This is a genomic window from Streptomyces sp. NPDC021224, from assembly GCF_044332905.1.
Lineage (GTDB): Bacteria > Actinomycetota > Actinomycetes > Streptomycetales > Streptomycetaceae > Actinacidiphila.
On record NZ_JBIRPW010000020.1, the window covers coordinates 63,521 to 81,220 of the forward strand.

At 73.7% G+C, this 17,700-nt stretch carries 16 protein-coding genes; 3 read left to right on the forward strand and 13 right to left on the reverse strand.

The genetic code is table 11. From position 1 onward, the window contains the following. Positions 1–249: 249 nt before the first annotated feature. The 3 genes from ACH4PY_RS32740 to ACH4PY_RS32750 form a co-directional block, all read right to left on the reverse strand. On the reverse strand, positions 250–816 hold the full coding sequence (locus ACH4PY_RS32740) for a TetR family transcriptional regulator (protein ID WP_398191442.1): 567 nt from the start codon (positions 814–816) through the stop codon (positions 250–252). Beyond that, on the reverse strand, positions 813–2,330 hold the full coding sequence (locus tag ACH4PY_RS32745; protein WP_398191445.1) for an MFS transporter: 1,518 nt from the start codon (positions 2,328–2,330) through the stop codon (positions 813–815). The genes ACH4PY_RS32740 and ACH4PY_RS32745 overlap by 4 nt, the downstream gene beginning before the upstream one ends. 237 nt (positions 2,331–2,567) lie before the next feature. After that, positions 2,568–3,512: a hypothetical protein gene (locus ACH4PY_RS32750; RefSeq protein WP_398191448.1), complete on the reverse strand. Its 945-nt coding sequence runs from the start codon at positions 3,510–3,512 to the stop codon at positions 2,568–2,570. Between the two features lie 412 nt (positions 3,513–3,924). Here ACH4PY_RS32750 and ACH4PY_RS32755 point away from each other — a divergent pair, with 412 nt between their 5' ends. After that, positions 3,925–4,386: a lamin tail domain-containing protein gene (locus ACH4PY_RS32755; protein ID WP_398191451.1), complete on the forward strand. Its 462-nt coding sequence runs from the start codon at positions 3,925–3,927 to the stop codon at positions 4,384–4,386. Positions 4,387–4,458: 72 nt separating this feature from the next. On the opposite strand, the gene ACH4PY_RS32760 is transcribed toward ACH4PY_RS32755, so the two are convergent. After that, positions 4,459–5,340, reverse strand: coding sequence for a PhzF family phenazine biosynthesis isomerase (locus tag ACH4PY_RS32760; protein WP_398191454.1), 882 nt, complete (start codon positions 5,338–5,340; stop codon positions 4,459–4,461). 95 nt (positions 5,341–5,435) lie between these two features. On the opposite strand from ACH4PY_RS32760, the gene ACH4PY_RS32765 reads away from it, so the two are divergent. Then, positions 5,436–6,371: a LysR family transcriptional regulator gene (locus ACH4PY_RS32765; protein WP_398191457.1), complete on the forward strand. Its 936-nt coding sequence runs from the start codon at positions 5,436–5,438 to the stop codon at positions 6,369–6,371. A 52-nt stretch (positions 6,372–6,423) separates the two neighbouring features. On the opposite strand, the gene ACH4PY_RS32770 is transcribed toward ACH4PY_RS32765, so the two are convergent. The 5 genes from ACH4PY_RS32770 to ACH4PY_RS32790 all read right to left on the reverse strand — a co-directional run bounded on the left by ACH4PY_RS32770 (position 6,424) and on the right by ACH4PY_RS32790 (position 11,867). Beyond that, entirely contained in the window at positions 6,424–7,272 is an 849-nt protein-coding gene (locus ACH4PY_RS32770) for a ketose-bisphosphate aldolase (RefSeq protein WP_398191460.1), read from the reverse strand. A gap of 140 nt (positions 7,273–7,412) precedes the next feature. Further along, positions 7,413–8,372 (reverse strand): DMT family transporter, encoded by a 960-nt coding sequence (locus ACH4PY_RS32775; RefSeq protein ID WP_398191463.1) that lies wholly within the window; start codon positions 8,370–8,372, stop codon positions 7,413–7,415. Further along, complete coding sequence (locus tag ACH4PY_RS32780; protein ID WP_398191466.1) at positions 8,369–9,361, reverse strand: N-acetylglucosamine kinase; 993 nt, start codon at positions 9,359–9,361, stop codon at positions 8,369–8,371. The genes ACH4PY_RS32775 and ACH4PY_RS32780 overlap by 4 nt, the downstream gene beginning before the upstream one ends. Before the next feature lie 50 nt (positions 9,362–9,411). Continuing rightward, positions 9,412–10,575, reverse strand: coding sequence for an SIS domain-containing protein (locus ACH4PY_RS32785; RefSeq protein ID WP_398191469.1), 1,164 nt, complete (start codon positions 10,573–10,575; stop codon positions 9,412–9,414). Then, a complete protein-coding gene (locus tag ACH4PY_RS32790; protein WP_398191472.1) occupies positions 10,572–11,867 on the reverse strand; it encodes a D-tagatose-bisphosphate aldolase, class II, non-catalytic subunit in 1,296 nt (431 codons plus the stop codon). The genes ACH4PY_RS32785 and ACH4PY_RS32790 overlap by 4 nt, the downstream gene beginning before the upstream one ends. A 119-nt stretch (positions 11,868–11,986) precedes the next feature. Between ACH4PY_RS32790 and ACH4PY_RS32795 the strand changes: the two genes are divergently transcribed. Then, positions 11,987–12,799, forward strand: a complete 813-nt coding sequence (locus ACH4PY_RS32795; protein WP_398191475.1) for a GntR family transcriptional regulator — start codon at positions 11,987–11,989, stop codon at positions 12,797–12,799. A gap of 82 nt (positions 12,800–12,881) precedes the next feature. On the opposite strand, the gene ACH4PY_RS32800 is transcribed toward ACH4PY_RS32795, so the two are convergent. The 4 genes from ACH4PY_RS32800 to ACH4PY_RS32815 form a co-directional block, all read right to left on the reverse strand. Then, positions 12,882–13,751 carry a hypothetical protein gene (locus ACH4PY_RS32800; protein WP_398191478.1) on the reverse strand — a complete coding sequence of 290 codons (870 nt, stop codon included), beginning with the start codon at positions 13,749–13,751 and terminating at the stop codon, positions 12,882–12,884. A gap of 290 nt (positions 13,752–14,041) precedes the next feature. Then, the gene (locus ACH4PY_RS32805; protein WP_398191481.1) at positions 14,042–15,634 is read right to left on the reverse strand and encodes an FAD-dependent oxidoreductase; all 1,593 of its coding nucleotides are present in this window, start codon (positions 15,632–15,634) and stop codon (positions 14,042–14,044) included. Further along, positions 15,631–16,389 carry a methyltransferase domain-containing protein gene (locus ACH4PY_RS32810; protein WP_398191484.1) on the reverse strand — a complete coding sequence of 253 codons (759 nt, stop codon included), beginning with the start codon at positions 16,387–16,389 and terminating at the stop codon, positions 15,631–15,633. The genes ACH4PY_RS32805 and ACH4PY_RS32810 overlap by 4 nt, the downstream gene beginning before the upstream one ends. Beyond that, the gene (locus tag ACH4PY_RS32815; RefSeq protein ID WP_398191487.1) at positions 16,389–17,651 is read right to left on the reverse strand and encodes a lycopene cyclase family protein; all 1,263 of its coding nucleotides are present in this window, start codon (positions 17,649–17,651) and stop codon (positions 16,389–16,391) included. Before ACH4PY_RS32815 ends, ACH4PY_RS32810 begins: the two co-directional genes overlap by 1 nt. Positions 17,652–17,700 lie beyond the last annotated feature (49 nt).

Below are 17,700 nucleotides of genomic sequence, written 5' to 3' on the forward strand. Positions count from 1 at the left end.
ACGTCAACGATCTGGTCTTCAGCCCCAACGGCAAGACCCTGGCGGGCGTTTCCGACGGGCCCGTGTTCGCCTGGGGCACCGTCACCGGCGAGCGGCTCTTCTCCCTGATGTCCCCGCGGTCCCCTTTGCTCGCCCTGGCGTTCAGCCCCGACGGGGGTCCGCCGGCCAGCGCGTCCGGCACCCGGCCGGACTCCACGGGCGAACTGTGCCCGTGGAGGGCGACGCCCTGAACCCGTTCCCGCGGCCGGATCAGGCGTCCGCGCTGCCGTGGACCGGGTTGAGCATGTCCAGTACGAGGTGGACGACGTCGTCCGTGGGGGCCTCGGCGAGCGTCCGGAACGCGCCGCCGTGGCGTGTCAGGACGATGCCGACGAAGGCGGCCACCGTGAGTTCCGCCCGCAGTTGGGGCCGGTCCAGGCCCTCGCGGGTGAACCGCTCGCGCAGGGGGTCCACCAGTCGCCAGTGCAGCTGGTCCACGGCGGTGGCGTGGACGTCGGAGTCCTCCAGCGGGGTGACCGCAGCGCGGAAGACCGGGCCGGGGCCGCGCCGGTCGACGCGGTCGACCAGCATCCGGTTGCGTTCGGGTTCCAGCAGGTCGGCCGGGCGGGCGCTGGCCCGGTCCAGGTCGAGCACGGCGATGTACAGCTGTGCCTTGCCGCCGAAGTAGCGGGCGATCAGGGCCGGGTCGACGCCCGCGCGTTCGCCGATCTCCCTGGTCGTACTGCGATCGAACCCGCGCTCGGCGAAGAGGCCGGCCGCCGCCTCCAGCAGCAGTTGCCGGCTGCGGGCGGAGTCCCGCCGTTTGGCGGGGCTCACCGGCCGGACCGGCCCGGTCTCGCGGTGACGCTGTCCTCGGCGCTCTCGGCGTCGGCGATGCTCTCGTCCATCAGCTCCTCGTCCACGGTCACGGGGGACACGGCGGTCACGGGGCGCTTCGCGGCGGCGGACCGCCTGGGCAGGACGACCGCGAGGACACCGGTGACCACCCAGATCGCACAGCCCAGCCAGGCGGCGGCCTGGTAGCCGCTGTTGTCCGGCAGCATCCGGCCCGGGGCGGTATGCGCTTCCAGGACGACGGCGCTCAGCACGCTGCCGGTGGTGTAGCCGATGGTACGCAGCACCTGGTTGAAACTGATGGCACTGCCGGTCTCGTGTGCGGGCACGGCGCTGACGATCAGGCCCGGCATCACCGCGAAGGTGCAGCCGACGCCCAGTCCGGCGATGCCCATGACCACGAACAGCTCCCACAGGCTGCCGCGGGCGAACAGGAACATCACCATCGACAGCAGCGAGATCGCGCAGCCGATCGGCAGCACCATCGCGGTGGAGGTCCGCCGGGTCAGCAGCGGCACGAGCTTGCTGGAGGCGACGCTGGCGGCGGAGAACGGCAGCAGCACCAGCCCGGTCACCAGGACCGACGTGCCGAAGCCGTAGCCGGTGGCGCTCGGGGTCTGCACGAAGCGGGTGACCATCGACATCAGCATGTACATCGCCACACCGGCTATCAGCCCGGCGACGTTGGCGGTCAGTACCGACCGGTTGCGCAGCGTCCGCAGGTCCACCAGCGGGTGGGCGGTCCGCAGCTCGTGGAAGCCCCAGCCGACCAGCAGCGCCAGCGCGAACAGGACCAGGCCCAGCACCCTGGCCGAGGTCCAGCCCCAGACCTCGCCCTCGCTCAGCGCGAGGAGCAGCGAGGCCAGTCCGACCGCGAGCAGCGCCGCTCCGGGGGCGTCCAGCGGCCGCTTCTCCCGGGGGCCGACCTGGGGGACGACGAGCACGGCGGCCAGCAGGGCGAGGCCGCTGATGATCGCGCCGAACCAGAAGCCCGCGTGGATGCCCATCGACTCGGTGATCAGCCCGGTGAGCGGGTAGCCGAGGCCGACACCGGCCACGGTGGTGATGGAGAGCAGCGCCACCGCCGGGCGCGACCGCTCGGGCGGCAGCACGTCGCGTGCGGTGGCGATGGCCAGGGGGATGAGCCCAAGGCCCACTCCCTGCAGTCCCCGCCCGGCGACGAGGTAGCCGAAGCTCAGCGGCAGCGCCGCCAGCACGCTGCCGGCCAGCACCATGGTGATCGCCCCCAGCACGACCCGGCGCCGGTGGGGCCCGTCTCCCAGGCGGCCCATCACGGGGGTGGCGACCGATCCGACCAGCAGCGTGATCGTGAGCGACCACTGCGCGTCGGTGAGTGACACATGGTCCACGTCGGCGATGGTCGGGACCAGCGGAGCCCCCAGGCTGCTGATCACCGCGACCACCGTGCCGAGGAAGACCAGCACCGGAACCAGCGCACGCTGCCGCAGGTCGGACCCTGTATGTCGGGCAGTCATCGACGTTCTCCCCAGGTTTGTCATCACGTGATGTCTTCATACGATGACATAACTGCGGCGCGAGTCCCAAAAGGATCCTGGTCGCGAGGGGGGCGGCCCGCTCGTGCGGCGCGTTCCGCCGGTGTGCCCTCGACGAAACGCCGACCGCGCGGCAGGTCCGTTCCGCGCGCGCACGAGCGGTACGGCCTGCCGCGCGGTCGGCGCGGCGTCCGGGACGGTTCGCCCGTCCCCTATCCCCTAGGAGAGCACCTGCACCGCCTGCGAGACGGTGCTGCCCGCGTACGCGTCGTCGCCGGAGTAGCTGACGGTGTACACGGCCGGGCCCGCGACCAGGGGGACGTCGGCGATCTGGAAGGTGCCGTCGGCGGCGACCGTGCGCGTACCGACGAGCGCCGGGACCGGGCCGCTGCCGTCCTGGCGGGTGACGGTCACCGTCGCGCCCGCGGGGATCGAATCGGCGGCGCTGAGCCTGCCGTCCATCTTCAGCTTCTTGCCGACCTTCGCGCGGCTCTCGAACGCCAGGTACAGCGTGGTGTCCGCCTTCGCGTCGTCCGTGACGGCGAGCGACGCCGACGCCTGCGCCGGCCGGTGCTCCTGGTCGCCGTCATAGGTGACCTGGTAGGACACCGCGCCCTCGGCGGTGACCGCGTCGGTGAAGGAGAACCGTCCGCCGGCGTCCACCGTCGCGTCCGGCAGCGCCGTACCGTCCGGATCCGCGGCGTCGGTACGTGTGACGTGCACGCTCTGCCCGGCGGTGAACGGGGCCGCCGACGTCAGCGAGCCCTGCACGGTGAAGGGCGTTCCCGAGGTGGCGGCGGACGGGGCGGTGAGATCCATCGCGGTGTCGCCCCGCTCGGGGTCGCGGAAGACGTCGAGGACCGGGTCGGTCATGCCCTGGCCCGTGGTGCCCCCCGAGACCGCGTACAGCCGGGTGCCGTCCGCGGACCACGCCAGCCCGCTCCTGTTGACCTGCGGGGCGTACGTCCGCCGTGGCCCGGACTCGCCGGGCCTGATCACGGACACCCCGACCGAGGGCGCGGTCCAGTAGCTGAAGTTCCCGACCGCGAGGGTGCCGTCGTTCGCGACCGCGACGGACGCCGCGAGGTCGCTCAGCATCACGGGCTCGCCGTCGGGCTGCAGATCGGAGAGCCGGTAGTACTGGACCGCGAATCCCAGCGGCACCACCACGTCCTTGCCGCCGCCGGTGTCGCCGGCAGCACGGTCAGCGCGGCGCCCGCCAGCGCTCCCGCGGCCACGGCAAGCGTGATCTTCTGCAATCGCATGGAACCCCCCAGAAATGTGACGTGCGGGCACGTCAACGGAGCCTCGATCGGTCCGTCGATCTCCGCACCCCCAGGCCGCGCTTCCCCAAGCACAGCCGCACGCACTTTAGGTGACTGTTCATCATCGATCAAGAGCGGACAGGACGCGACGACCGACCGCACACGAGGCGACTGTCCCGCACACGACGGCCCCCCGCCCCGGGGCCCTTTGACCGTCCCGATTCGGTAATGACGCCCCCGGTGGTGGGACATGTCCCTACTCTGGGCGATCTGCCGGGCAAGGGGACCCGGTCACGCATCAGGGGAAACGCATGCATCACACCCGTACCACCGCCGCCGCTGCCGCGCTCGCCGTCTGCGGCGCCGCCGCTCTCGCACTGGCCGCCGCGCCCGCGCAGGCCGCGTCCGGCTCGGTCCACCTGTACAAGATCTACTACAACAGCCCCGGCACGGACACCCGGTCGGCCGCGAGCCTCAACGCCGAGTACGTGCAGATAAAGAACACCACCAGCAAGAGCGTCTCGCTCAAGGGCTGGAGCGTCACCGACGCCTCCGCCCACAAGTACACCTTCACCGCCTACACCCTCGGCGCGGGAAAGACCGTCACGATACACACCGGCAAGGGCACCAACACCACCACCAACCGCTACTGGGGCAGCGGCAACTACATCTGGAACAACGACAAGGACACCGCCACCCTCAAGACCTCCACCGGGACCAGGACCGGCACCTGCTCCTACAACAGCACGAGGACCAGCTACAAGATGTGCTGACCCGCCACGCCGCCGGCCCCGCCACCACCGGGGGCGGGGCCGGCGCGGCCTCGTGCCGCCGCGAGCGTTCGTTCACCGCGGCACGCGCTCGGTATCCGTGATCACCACGGCCTGGCCGCTCACGCGGACGCGTGGGTCCGTGGCGGAGGCCTCGACCCGGAGCAGGCTGGGGCGGCCGAGGTCTTCGCCCTGGTGGATGGTGAAGGCGCCGGAGGGCGGGAGGGCTGCGAGGGTGCGCAGGTAGCCGCCGAAGGCGGCGGCCGCGGCACCGGTTGCCGGGTCCTCGACGACACCGCCGATCGGGAAGGGGTCACGGGCGTGGAAGACCTCCGGCCTCTCGCGCCAGACCAGCTGGAGCGTGGTCCAGCCGTGGCGGTGCATGATCGCGGCCAGGGCGTCGAAGTCGTAGTCGAGGTCCGCCAGGCGCTCGCGGGTGGCCACGGCCAGGACCAGGTGCTCGTTGCCGCCGAAGGCCACGTGCGGCGGGAGCGCCGGGTCGAGGTCGCCGGGCGACCAGCGCAGAGCCGCAAGCGAGGTGCTCACCTCCTCGCCGGTCGCCGGCCGGGAGCGGGTGGGGACGCTGGTGAGCGTCGCCGTCACAGCACCCGCCGGGTCCGCGGTGGTGTCCAGGGCGATCTCCCCGACCGGTGTGTCGAAGACGAGCGGGCCGGGGCCGTGGCGTTCGGCCAGCGCCACCGCGGTGGCGACGGTCGCGTGACCGCAGAAGGCGACCTCGGCCAGCGGGCTGAAGTACCGCAGCCGGAACCGCCGTGCCCCGTGGTCCGCGGCGGTGACGAACGCGGTCTCCGAGTAGCCGACTTCGGCAGCGGTCGCGAGCATGGCGGCATCGTCCAGCGCGGCCGCGTCGAGGACGACACCGGCCGGGTTCCCACCGGCAGGATCGGTCGTGAAAGCGGTGTAGCGCAGGATGTCGGGACGTGTCTGCAGGTTCATGCCCCTACCGTGACAGCACCCAGACATCCCCACAAACGATCGCTGTCGATCCAAGGCATCGGCTCACCCGATGACAAGAGGCTAGGGTGCAGGACATGGACACCCGACTGCTGCGCACCTTCGCCACCGTCGCCCGCACGGAGAACCTGACCGCCGCGGCCGAGCACCTGCACCTCGTCCAGTCCACCGTCACCGCGCAGGTGCAGGCGCTGGAGAAGGAGTTCGGCCTGCGCCTGTTCGACCGGCTGCCCCGCGGGGTGGTGCTCACCGGCGCCGGGCGCGAAGTGCTGGCGCAGGCCGAGGCGGTGCTGGAAGCCGAGTCCCGGCTGCGGGCGGTCGCCGCCTCGGCAGGCGGCGCGGGCGGCCAAGTGACCGGACGCGTCGTGCTCTCGGCCGGTGAGACGCTGGTGTCCGCGCGGCTGCCGGCAGTCATCGCCGCCCTGCGGCGCAGCCACCCCGGGATCGAGGTGGACCTGCGCACGATGGGAACCGCCGCAGCCGTCACCGCACTCCGCGACGGCGAACTGGACCTCGCCCTGCTGCTGGAGGACGAGGCCGCCTTCCGCGACATCGAGTGCACACCGCTGGCCCACGAACCCCTGGTACTCGTCTGCGCTCCCGACCACCCCGTCGCCACCCGCGACGCCGCCGATTCGCCCGCCGATTCGCCTGCCGACGCGCCCGCGGACTGGGCGGAACTGGCCCGCGAGGACTACTTCCTGCACGAACAGGGCTGCTCGTACAGCGACCGCTTCATCGAACGGCTGCTCACCGCCGCCGAGGACGCGCAGCCCAGGATCACGCGCTTCGGCAGCCTGGAGGCCGCCAGGTCGTGCGTGGCCGCGGGCCTCGGCCTCAGCCTGCTGGCCCACGTCAACGTCTCGGACGCGCTCGCGTCGGGCCGCCTGACGCAGGTGCCCGGCACGCGCTTCCCCGACGTCACGGTGCAACTGGCCCGCCACCGGCGGCGCTGGCTCTCCCCCGCCGCGGCCGCGCTCACCGCGGAGCTGCCGCGGCACTTCCCGCACTGAGCGCGGCCGTACCGAGCCGCGCCGCGCCTGCCCGGTCGGCGACGGCCGCAGCTCAGCCGTTCACCACTCCGATCAGCGCCCGCACCGTCTCCGCCATGGCGTCGCGGCCGCTGCTGACGTAGGGGCGGGGGTCGGTCAGGTCCGGCCTCGCCGCCAGGGTCTCGCGGACCGCGCGGGTGAAGGCGATGTTGAGGGCGGTCCCGATGTTGACCTTCGCGATGCCGGCCCGGACGGCGCGGCGCAGCTCCTCGTCGCCGACACCCGAGGAGCCGTGCAGGACCAGCGGTACGGGGACGGCCCGGCGGAGCCGTCCGATCAGCTCGTGGTCCAGGGCGGCCGAACGCTCGGTCATCGCGTGGCTGCTGCCGACGGCGACGGCCAGGGCGTCCACGCCGGTCCGCGCGACATAGTCCGCCGCCTCCACCGGGTCGGTGCGGACGCCGGCCGCGTGGGCGCTCGCGGGGGCGTCGGGCTTGCCGCCCACGTAGCCCAGCTCGGCCTCCAGCCACACCCCGGCGGCGTGGGCCCACTGCGCCGCGGCGCGGGTGGCCGCGAGGTTCTCGGCGTACGGCTGCGCGCCGGCGTCGAACATCGCGGAGGAGAAGCCCGCATCGGCCGCCGTGCGCAGCAGGTCCATGTCCGTGACGTGGTCCAGGTGCAGGGCCACGTCGATGTCGCACGCACGGGCGACCTCGGCCGCGGCGCGCGCGATCGGCGCGACCCGCCCGCCGTGGAACCGCACGGCGTTCTCGCTGATCTGGAGGATCACCGCGGCGCCCGCCGCGGACGCGCCCGCGGTGATCGCCTCGGCGTGCTCCAGCGTGATCACGTTGAACGCCGCGACGGCCCGGCCGGTGGCCGCGGCCTCCGAGACGAGGTCACGCGTCGGAACCAGGGACATGGGGCAATCCCCTCGCTTTCATGTCGCTTTGACGGCTGATGGGTGACGGCTGATGGACGGCGGGTGCGTGCGTGCGTGGGACGCGGTGCGGCCGGTGCGGACGAGTGTCACATCCGTACCGGCCGCCGCAGGGGTGGTGATCAGAGCTTCTGCGCGGCGGAGGCCGCGCCGACGGGGGTGTCCTCGTCCAGGGCCCCCGGGGCCACGGAGTCCGCGTCGTCGCCCTTCTCGTCGCTGTAGACCATGAGCGTGGAGCCGCCGAGTGCGAGCACGATGCCAATGGCGCCCCAGATGTTGGGCAGCGTCTGGTAGACGGCCAGGGACAGGATGATGGTCAGCACCGGCGCCAGCGCGTTGGTGACCGGGGCCACCACCGAGGCCTTGCCCCGGCTGAAGGCCATGACCAGGAACAGCGCGCCGACCGCGTTGAGGACCTGGGTGACGGCGGTGAGCGTCGGCGCCTGCCACGGGTAGTCGGTCGGGAATCCGCCCGCCATCGCGAGCGCCACCGGGACCAGCAGCAGACCGCTGATGGTCATCCAGCCGAAGGTCGTCGCGTCGTTGACCCCGACGAGTGCCGCCTTGCGCATGCAGAACGCCTGCACGCCCCAGGCGACGCAGATCCCGATCGCCATCAGCAGCCACGGGCCGTGCGCGTGCGAGTCGCCGCCGCCACCGGGGATGCTGAGCAGCACGATCGCCACCAGCGCCAGCACCACGCCCACGACCGCGAGCCGGGTGATCCGCTCGCGCAGCAGCGCCATCGCCATGAGGACGGTGATCACCGGGGAGAGCGACACCAGCGGGAAGATCAGGTACGCCGGGCCGTCGGCGAGCGCCCGGAACAGCAGCAGCTGTCCTCCGGCGCCGGTCAGTCCCGCGATCAGCCCGTACACCGCGGCGATCGGCCGCCGGTCGAAGGTGTTGCCGCGCATCGCGAAGTACGCGGGGATGAGCATCGTGAACGCCCAGATGACGTAGATCATCTCGTTGGGGTAGTCGTACCGGCTGTTCGGCTCGCTGGAGAAGGCACCCCACACGCCCCAGAACAGGACGAGCAACGACGCGTACAGGATCCAGCTCTTCTTGGCGTTCTTCATCGGTCGTCCTCTCCGGAGACGGGGGAACCGGGGCTCTCGCGCAGTGCGTCGAGCGCGGTCCGGGGCAGGGGGGTACCGGCGAGTTTCGCCGCGTACAGGGCTGCGCCTACGACCGGCTCGTAGAGAGGGCGACGCAGTTCATAGATGGAGAAACGATTCTTCAGTCCGGCGGTGAAGGCCTCCAGGACCTGGCCGGCGCCGAACGTGCCGCCGGAGTAGGAGACCGGGACCGTCTCGTCCGGGCCGAAACCCAGCCGCTCACGGGTGACGTCGACGAGCCGGGCCAGTTCGTGGCCGGCCTCACGGAGGATCGCGGCGGCGGTCTCGTCGCCGAGGTCGGCCGCCTCGGCGACCGGGCGGCTGAGCGCGGCGATCCGGCTCCGGTCCCCCTGCCACCGGTTGTGCACGACGTCGATCACGTCGAGGTCGGAGGCGAGCCCCAGGTGACGCCGGAACACCCCGCCGAGGGGGCCCTCCGGCAGCCGCCCGTCGCTCATCCGGGAGAAGGCGTTGAGGCCACGGACCGCGATCCAGTACCCCGAGCCCTCGTCGCCGAAGATCTCGCCCCAGCCGCCGACGCGGACGCCCTCGCCCTGCCGCTCACCGTACGTCATCGAACCGGTGCCGCTGATGACGTTGATGCCGTCGACCGCGCCCAGCGATCCCGCCCAGCCGCAGACCATGTCGTTGTCGCAGGCGTAGCGGTCGTGCCCGAGCACTCCTCGCGGTGTGGCGTCCAGCACGGGCAGGTCGCCCGCCGCCTCGCCGTAGCCGGGCAGCCCGAAGAAGGCGTACTCGATGTCGGCCGGGGCGATCCCGGCTGTGGCGCAGATCGCGTCCACGCCCTCCTTGAGTACCCGCTCGACGAGGCCGACGCCCTGTGAGAAGTAGTACGAGCTTGCCGCCTGGGCCCGCGCCACCACGCGTCCGGACCGGTCGACCAGGCAGAACGCGGTCTTCGTACCCCCGCCGTCGACGCCTAGGAACATCGTTGTACCTCCGTCCGGCGCATTCGTTCTGCGCCGTTTGATCTGTCCGGTCAGTCCTGCAGGGAGTGCAGGATCACGCCCTCCACGACGCGGTTCACCTCACCCGCGGGAAACGGGTTGTCGGGCCGCAGGCCCCGGGCCTGGGAGGCGCGCAGGGCGATGAGCTGGGCGAACACCACGGCGGAAAGCGCCAGGGCGGCGTCCTCGGTGCCGGCGAGACCCGGGAGCAGCCAGGCGTCGTCGCCGCTGCCCTCCGTGCCGTCGCCGAGGTCCGCCGAGACGGTGACGACGCTGTGCGGGGGGAGATTCCCGCGCAGCTCCGCGGCGATGTCCAGGTCGTACCGGCGGGTGTACGGGTCGTTCGACAGGTACACCACTGCCACCGTACGGTCGTTCAGCACCGCCTTGGGGCCGTGCCGGAAACCCATCGAGGAGTCCGCGACGGTCACGAGCGTCCCGCCGGTGAGTTCGACCACCTTCAGCGCCGACTCCTCGGCGAGGCCCTTCAGCGGTCCGCTGCCCAGGAAGACGATGCGCTCGGGGGCGCGGCCGACGAGGGCGCCCGCCGTGCGGGCCACGGCGTCCTCGGCGGTGATCGCCTCGGCCGCCGCCGCCAGGCGCTCGGCGACCCCGGAGTACGCCGCGCCGCCGAGCGCGAGCAGCGCCGCCAGCGTCATGCACGTGAAGCTCGACGTCATGGCGAAGCCGCGGTCGTTGGACGCGGGCGGCATCAGCAGCACGTAGGACGACGGGCGCCCGGCGTGGTCGTGTGCCAGCCGGCCCTGCTCGTTGCAGGTGATCACGAGGTGGTGCACCTCGGAGAGCACCTGGTCGGCGATCGCGGTGGCGGCCACGGACTCCGGGCTGTCGCCCGACCTCGCGAACGACACCAGCAGCGTGGGCACGTCCTCGGCGAGGCAGCCGCGCGGGTCGGACACCAGGTCGGTGGTGGCGACCGCGTCGACGCGCCGCCCCAGACGCCGGGCCAGCGCCGGCTGGAGCACCTGGCCGGCGAAGGCGGAGGTGCCGGCGCCGGTGAGCACCACGCGCAGGTCGGCGCGGGCGGTCAGCGGACGCAGGAAGGCGTCCAGCGACTCGCGGGAGGCGGCGACGATCCGCTCGACCTCCCGCCACAGGGCGGGCTGCTGGGCGATCTCGCGGACGGTGTGGGCAGCGCCGTCGTCGACGGGAAGCGTGCCGGTGGGCGTGGTCACACGTACTCCTTCTGGTGCGGGCGGGTGGCTCGTGCGTAGTCGCGCAGGACGTCGCGGACGTGGTCGACGGCCAGGTCGCGCGGCCGGGGGGCCAGCTCGCCGCGGCGGACGCGGGCGTACTGGAGCGGGAGGTGGGCGCTGAGCAGCGGCAGCGGGATGTCCACGGCCGAGAGGTTGCGCAGCAGCCGCTCCTGCGCGGCCTCGATCTCGGGGTCGGGCCAGTAGTAGCGCAGCCGGTCGCTGTAGCTGTAGCGGCGGGCCAGGCGCTGCGCGTCGGCGCCGCCCGGGTAGTAGCCCTCCCACTGGGCGGGCTCGGCGAGCATCCGGCGCTCGACGACTTCAGGAAGCCGCGACCGCTCGGCGGCCGGTACCAGCTCGTCCTCGATCGCGGCGAGCGCGAACAGCGCCTCGCGCAGGGCGAAGGTCAGTCCCGGGCCCACCTTGAGGACCGCCCAGTGGTCCCGGACCAGCGCGGTGAGCGCCTCGGGGGTCTGGTAGTCGGTGGAGTGCGCCTCGTAGACCATGGCGGGCTCGTCGTCGAGTACCCGGCGCAGCTCCTCGGTCAGCTCCGGCCGGTAGTCGACGACCCGCAGGTGGTCGAACTCCACGGCGGGCTGCACCACCAGCGCCGTCACGCGCGGCCAGACGCCCTCGACGCCGTGCTCGGCGAACGCCTTGCGGTGCTGCTCCAGGGTCGTGCGGGCGGCCTCGGCCCCGGTCGGGCGCAGGGCGCCGAGCGTCTCGTGCGCGCCCCCGGGGGTGGGGACCTCGGTGCCGATCACGTACCGGATCCGCTCCGCCCGCGCCGGGCCGACGGCGTCCTCGACCGTCCGGATCAGCCGCGCGGCGCGGTCGGCGACGATGTCGTCGGTCAGCGGCACGGGGTCGCCGGCGCAGGAGAAGCTGCAGTCCAGGTGGATCTTGGTGAAGCCCGCCTCGGCGTAGGCGGTGACAAGGCCGGCGGCCTGCTCCATCGCCTCGCCGGGTGGGAGGGACCGCCAACGGTTCGGGCCGAGGTGGTCGCCGCCGAGGATGACCCGGTCCAGTGGCAGACCGGACGCGGCCGCGGTCCGGTGCACGAGGTCGCGGAAGTCCGCGGGCCGCATGCCCGTGTAGCCGCCGTACTGGTCGACCTGGTTGGAGGTCGCCTCCACCAGCAGGTCGTCTCCGGTCTCGACGGCCTGCCGCACGGCCGCCTCGATGACCAGGGGGTGGGCGGAACACACCGAGGTGATGCCCCGCGGCTCCCCGGCCTTCTGCCGCCGGACCACCTCGTCCAACGCGCTCTGCATGGTCAACACCTGGCTTTCCTACCGTTCACACCCATTTGCCTCATTGGTGCCGGGCTCGTGGGAACGGTAACTGGTCTGCCAGGTGGCCGTCAATAGTCACCAACTGGTATGCTTCTGGTATGCCTACTCCGGAAACGACGCCTTCCCGCCTCCCGCAGAGCCTGCTGTCCGACGACGCGCTGCCGCTCTACGCCCAGGTGGCGGCACGCCTGTGGGCCGACGTCTCCGCGGGCGGCGCCCACGCCGGGGACCGCCTGCCCTCCGAGCGGGCCCTGGCCACGCGGTACGAGGTCTCCCGGGTGACCATGCGCGCGGCGCTCACCGACCTGGCCGCCCGGGGCATGCTCGAATCGGCCGCGGCCCGCGGCTGGTTCGTGGCACGGACCACTGCCTTCCCCGAGGAGGAGAAGGCCGGTGCCCCGGACTTCCGCGGCACCGGCACCAGCCCGCACACCGTCGAGGGCTTCGCGGACTACGCGGCCAAGCACGGGCTCGTCACCCGCGCCCGGGTACTGCACTCCGTGGTCCGCCCGGCCACCGTCTCGGAGGCGGAAACGCTGCGCGTCGGCCCCGGCGCGGCCCTCTTCGAGATGCGCCGGCTGCGGTTCCTCGACGGCCAGGTCGTCGTCCTGGAACACAACCGGCTGCCGCTCGCGCTGTGCCCGGTCCTGGCGGAGACCGACTTCACCGAGGCCTCACTGTTCGCGACCCTGCGCGGCGCCGAGCCGCCGCAGAACCCGCAGGTCGCGGACTACTCCGTGGAGGCCCGGCAGCCGGACGCCACCGAACGCGAACTCCTGGAGATCACCGACGCCACCCCCGTCCTCGTCGCCTACCAGCTCGCCTACAACCAGAACGGCCGCCCCCTCGAACTGACCCTGGCCGCCTACCGCGGCGACCGCTACCACTTCCGCGCCTCGATCACGTCCTGACCCCGGCACGGAGAGGGGGCGTCGGCGGAGCGTCGGTGCGGCCCGGACGGGACGGGCGGGGTCGGCCTTCCACCCCCGGGTGTCAGCCGCCGAGGTCGAAAACGCCCCAGGTTGTGAACGGCTCGGCCTGGACGTAGATCCTGCTGCCCCGGCCGACGACCCGCCGAAGGCCGGGGGCGGCGCCGTCGGGCAGGGTGAGCAGGCCGGCGTCCTCCTGCTCGACCGATGTGTCGGCGATCTCCGCGCGGACGAGCCGGTCCTGCTCCTCACCGTAGCCGCCGTCGAAGGCGACCCGCTCGCCGTGGACGGCCACCGCTTTGGCGCCCCGTACGCGGTTCGCCCACACCCTCACGGGCCGGTCGGTGCGGCCGGGACGTATCTCCACGAGCGGGAAGTCCGTGTACGGGCACGCCCAGGCGACGGTGCCCGACACGTTCAGGGCGTAGCAGTCGAAGAGGCCGGGGATGTGGGCGTCGTCCGACGTCCGGACGAGTCGGCCCGTGGCACTCCAGCGGCGGACACCCGCCGGGTTCTCGTCGAAGTGCCCGACCCAGATGTGCCCGGCCTCGTCCACGAGCAGGTGCTCGACGGCGTCCCCGACGGAGAAGGACGAGGTCTCGCGGCCGAGCGCGTCGAAGACCTGCGCCTGGTCCGCGGCTGCCGGCCGGCGGGTGCGGGACGCGGCGACGACGAACCCGCCGCCGGGCAGGCGGTCCAGGTGCGGCCAGCGGGCCCGCACGGTGCTCAGCTCGGTGAGTTCGACACTGCCGCCCGGATCGACGGAGACGACCAGCGCGTCAAAGGGCCGGACATTCCCTCCGCGCTGCGCAGGAGCATGGTCGACGAGCAGCCAATGGGCGGTGCCGTGAACGTCGACGGTGCTGGTCAGCACATGGCGGTCGTGGTGCGCTCGGGGAAGGTGCGCGTAGGGGACGAGGGCGGTCTTCTGCACGGGCGGGCTCTCCTGGGTGAGTGGGGCGGTCACGGCCGTCGGGCGCTGCGTTGGGACGGCGGCCGGCGGCGCGCGAGCGGCGGAGAGCCGGGCGGGGTGCCTAGACGGCATGGCCCTTTCTGGTCGTCATGAGGCGATCGTGGTCGGCATCCGGCCCGCGGGACAAGCCATTTCGGCGTGCCGCCCCGTCCCCCCGCCCGCCGCAGCGGGTCCGGGAGCGTCCGCTGTGTTCGCCGCAGTCCGTGGCGTTGCCGGCGAGCGGCCCTCGGGGGCCCGGTCCGGCCGGGACGTCAGGGTGCCGGTACGGGCGGGGCGGGCGCTCGGAGGGGGCGGGCGAGGGCGGCCGCGGCGCGCAGCGGCGCCGAGCGGCCGCGGTCCGGGACGGTGTACAGGGTGTGGCCGCGCACGCCCCAGCGGCGCAGGAGGGTGTTGGCCGCGAGGAAGCCGGTGGTGGCCGCCCGTTCCATGAGCGCGACGGGGAGGTCGGTGCGGACGAGGTCGCCCGCGAGGACGAGGCCCGGGTCGGGGGTGGTGACGGTGGGGCGGTCGTGGTGGGAGCCGACGGGGAAGAGGGGGCAGTCGGCCTGCCACTCGTGGCGGGCGTCCACGACGCGGGCGTCGCGGGTCTCGGGGTAGAGGCGGTGGAGCTGGCGCAGCAGGAGGTCCTGCTGCGCCTCCCGCGCGGTGTCGTCGCGCAGTGCGTAGGCGTGCAGTTCGACCACGGAGCCGCCGGTCCGCGCGGCCCAGTCGGCGGCCTGGCTCTCCCACCGTTCCAGGACGCTGGCGTTGTCGAGCGGGCCGTAGCCGCTGGTGCCGAGGAATCCGGGGCGGTCGCGGGCCACCGGGCGGTCGAGCCACAGCCGGGAGACCAGGAAGGGAGGGGCGGTGCGCAGCCGGGCGACGCGTTCGCGCCAGGGCCGGTCGCCGAGTCGCGGTGAGGCGCCCACCAGGGTGCGCAGCCCGGCGGCGTCCAGCGCGAGGACGACGGTGTCGTGGCGGTCCGCGGTGTCGTCGGTCTCGACGACGTATCCGCCGCCGGGCACGGGGGTGACACCGTGGACGGCGGCCCCGGTGCGCACGTCCGCGGCGTGCCCGCCCAGGTGGCGGCGCAGCGGTTCCCAGAGGGCCTGCGGGTAGGGGGCGTCGGGGACGTCGAAGAGCAGGCCCTCGCTGGAGCCGAGGAAGTAGATGTGGAACATCAGCGCCATCTCGGCCGCGGACAGTTCGGCGGGGTCGGCGAAGAAGCTGCGCGAGAAGACGGAGAAGGCCAGGCTGTTCGCGGCTGCCGGGAACCCGATGGCGTCCAGGTACTCCGCGGCGCTGAGGTGGTCCAGGCGGCGGTAGACGTCCGGCACCCGCACGTCCAGCAGCGGCAGGGCGGCCACGGGGTGCATGCGCAGCAGGTCGCGGACGGTGAAGGCGGGGCTCAGGGCGACGAAGCCGAGAGCGCTCAGCGGCGGGGTGCGCGGAACGTGCCGGAAGCTGTCGCGCAGGCCGCTGCTGTGCTGGAGCGGGTAGTCGGGCAGGCCGGTCAGCCCGGCGAGTCGCGGGTCGGTACGGCGCAGCAGCGCGCGCAGGTTGTAGTACTGGCGGAAGAACGCGTGGAAGCCGCGGCTCATGGTGGCGTCGCTGCCGTCCGCGAGCCGCACGGGCCAGCCGCCCACCCGCCCGCCGAGGAAGGGCCGCCGCTCGTACACGGTGACCTCGACGCCGCGTTCGGCCAGCGCGGTGGCCGCGGTGAGTCCGGCGATGCCGCCGCCGACGACGGCCGCGGAGCGCGTCCGCCCGGCGGGCCGCGGTGCGCCGGGGTGCGCGGGCAGCACGCGGATCCGCCTGTCGCGTCCGGTGCGGCCGCCGCCGGGCCGCAGGAGGGCGCCGGTCACCGTGCCTCCCCCGCACCGGCGAAGGGCCGCGCGGTGTCCTGGACACCGGCGGCCCGGCGGGCGAGCACGGTGTGCACGATGCCGGCCTGCCATCCGGCGACGGGCAGGACCCGCGGTGTACTGAAACCGGCCCGCGCCACGCGGGCGGCGAAGGCGGCGGCGGTGTCGAATCCGGTCACGCTGCGCCACAGGTGGCGGTAGAGCGCGCGGTTGCCGGTCAGGGCACCGGCCGGCTGGACGATGCCCTTGCACACCGCCGTCCACACCGCGCGGTCCACCGGACGGCCGCTCAGCGCGTACTCGTGGACGGCGAGCCTGCCGCCGGGGACGAGGAGCGCGTGCACGCGGGCGAGGACGGCGTCGGGGTCGGTGAGGTTGCGGAAGAGGTAGGCGGCGAACACCGCGTCGAACGGGCGGTCCGACACCTCGTCGGGCGGCGCCTCGGCGGTGGCGTGCACGAAGCTGACGCGGTCCGGCCACCGTTTGGCCGCGGCGCGGCGCAGCATCCCCGCGGACGCGTCGACGGCGACGATGTCGGCGGCGGGAGCGGCGTGCAGCAGCGCGGCGGTGGACGCGCCGGTGCCGCAGCCGAGGTCGAGCACGCGCAGGCCCGCGCCGCCGTGCGGCAGGTCCAGCCGGCGGGCCGAGCGCCGCAGTTGACGGTGGTATCCGGGGTTGGCGGCGACGAGCGTGTCGTAGCTGCGGGCGCCGCGGTCGAAGGCGGCGGCCAGGTCGGTGTCGTGCAGGAGCGCCATCACGTCTCTCCTCGGATCCCGGGCCCGCCGGGAAGGGCTCCGGCGGGCGGTGGGGGTGGCGGGGGCGCCGGGGGGTCCACGAAGTGGCGGCGCGGAAGGGCGGGCAGCGCCGCGGCCGACCGGAGCATGCGCAGGACGGGCGTGTGCAGGCCGATCGCGAGGTCCTCGTGCAGGCGCGTGGCCCCGTCGAGGAAGCGCAGCAGCCGTACGGCGGGCACCTCGCGGAAGAGCCGGGGGAAGAAGTCGGCGCCGTCGATGACACCGCTGTCCAGCCCGTGCAGCAGGACCGCGTCCATGGCCGCCGACCGGGAGCGGTGCGGACGCGGCGGCACGGGGTCGTGGCCCGCCCGGTAGGCCCGCGCGATGGCCCGGCTCTGCCGCTGGACGGTGGCGAAGGTGTAGCCGGTGGCGGGGCGGGTGGCGCCCCCGGCGGTGCCGATACGGAAGACCGCCGGGCCGCTGCTGCGGGCGAAGCGGCCGTCGGTCATGGGGATCGCGCCGGTCTCGGTGTCCGTGACGTCGAACTCCCCCAGCCGCAGCACCCGCCCGGTGTAGTCGAGCAGGGCGGCCCGGTAGGCGTCGGGGGTCAGCGCCCGGGCGGAGAACTGCGTGTATTCCACCAGGGCCTCGTGGCGCCCGGTGGGGAGGACGTAGCCGAAGGCCATGCCGTGCCGTGGCTGCGGGACGCGGAAGTCCATCCAGTCGGCGACGCGCGGGTCGAAGACCGGGCGGCGGGTCCGGACGAACCAGCCCTGGAAGTGCTGGAGCAGCAGGGTGCGCGCGGCGGGCGGCCGGGGGCGGGGCCGGGAGTCGAACAGCCAGCGGGCGCGCACGGTCCGCCGGGTCCCCCCGGCGGTGGTGAGCAGCGCCTCGGCGCCCCCGGCGACCGCCCGTACCCGCTCCACCGTGCCGTCCGCGCGCCGCACTTCCGGCAGGCCGCCGAGGTGCGCGCCGACCAGCGCCTCGAAGTCGGACGAGCGGATCATCTTGTAGCGCAGCGGGGAGATGTCGCGGACGACCGCGCGGCCGTGCCGGTCGTGCACGCGCAGCCACCGCCACGACGCGGCCACCGCCCGCTCGTACGGCCCGCTCCCCGACTCCCAGAAGCACCAGGTGCGCGGCGGCGGACGCAACCCGGACGACGAGGGCTCGACCACGACGAGCGACGGGACCCGGCCCGCGCCGGGGGGCGAGGTGAGCGCGTGGGCCAGCGACAGCCCTGCCGCGCCGGCTCCGACGATCGCCACGTCCGCGTCCTGCACGCCGTGCGCTCCTTCCCTCCGCAGCGGAGTCCCGTTCCCGCGCCAGCAT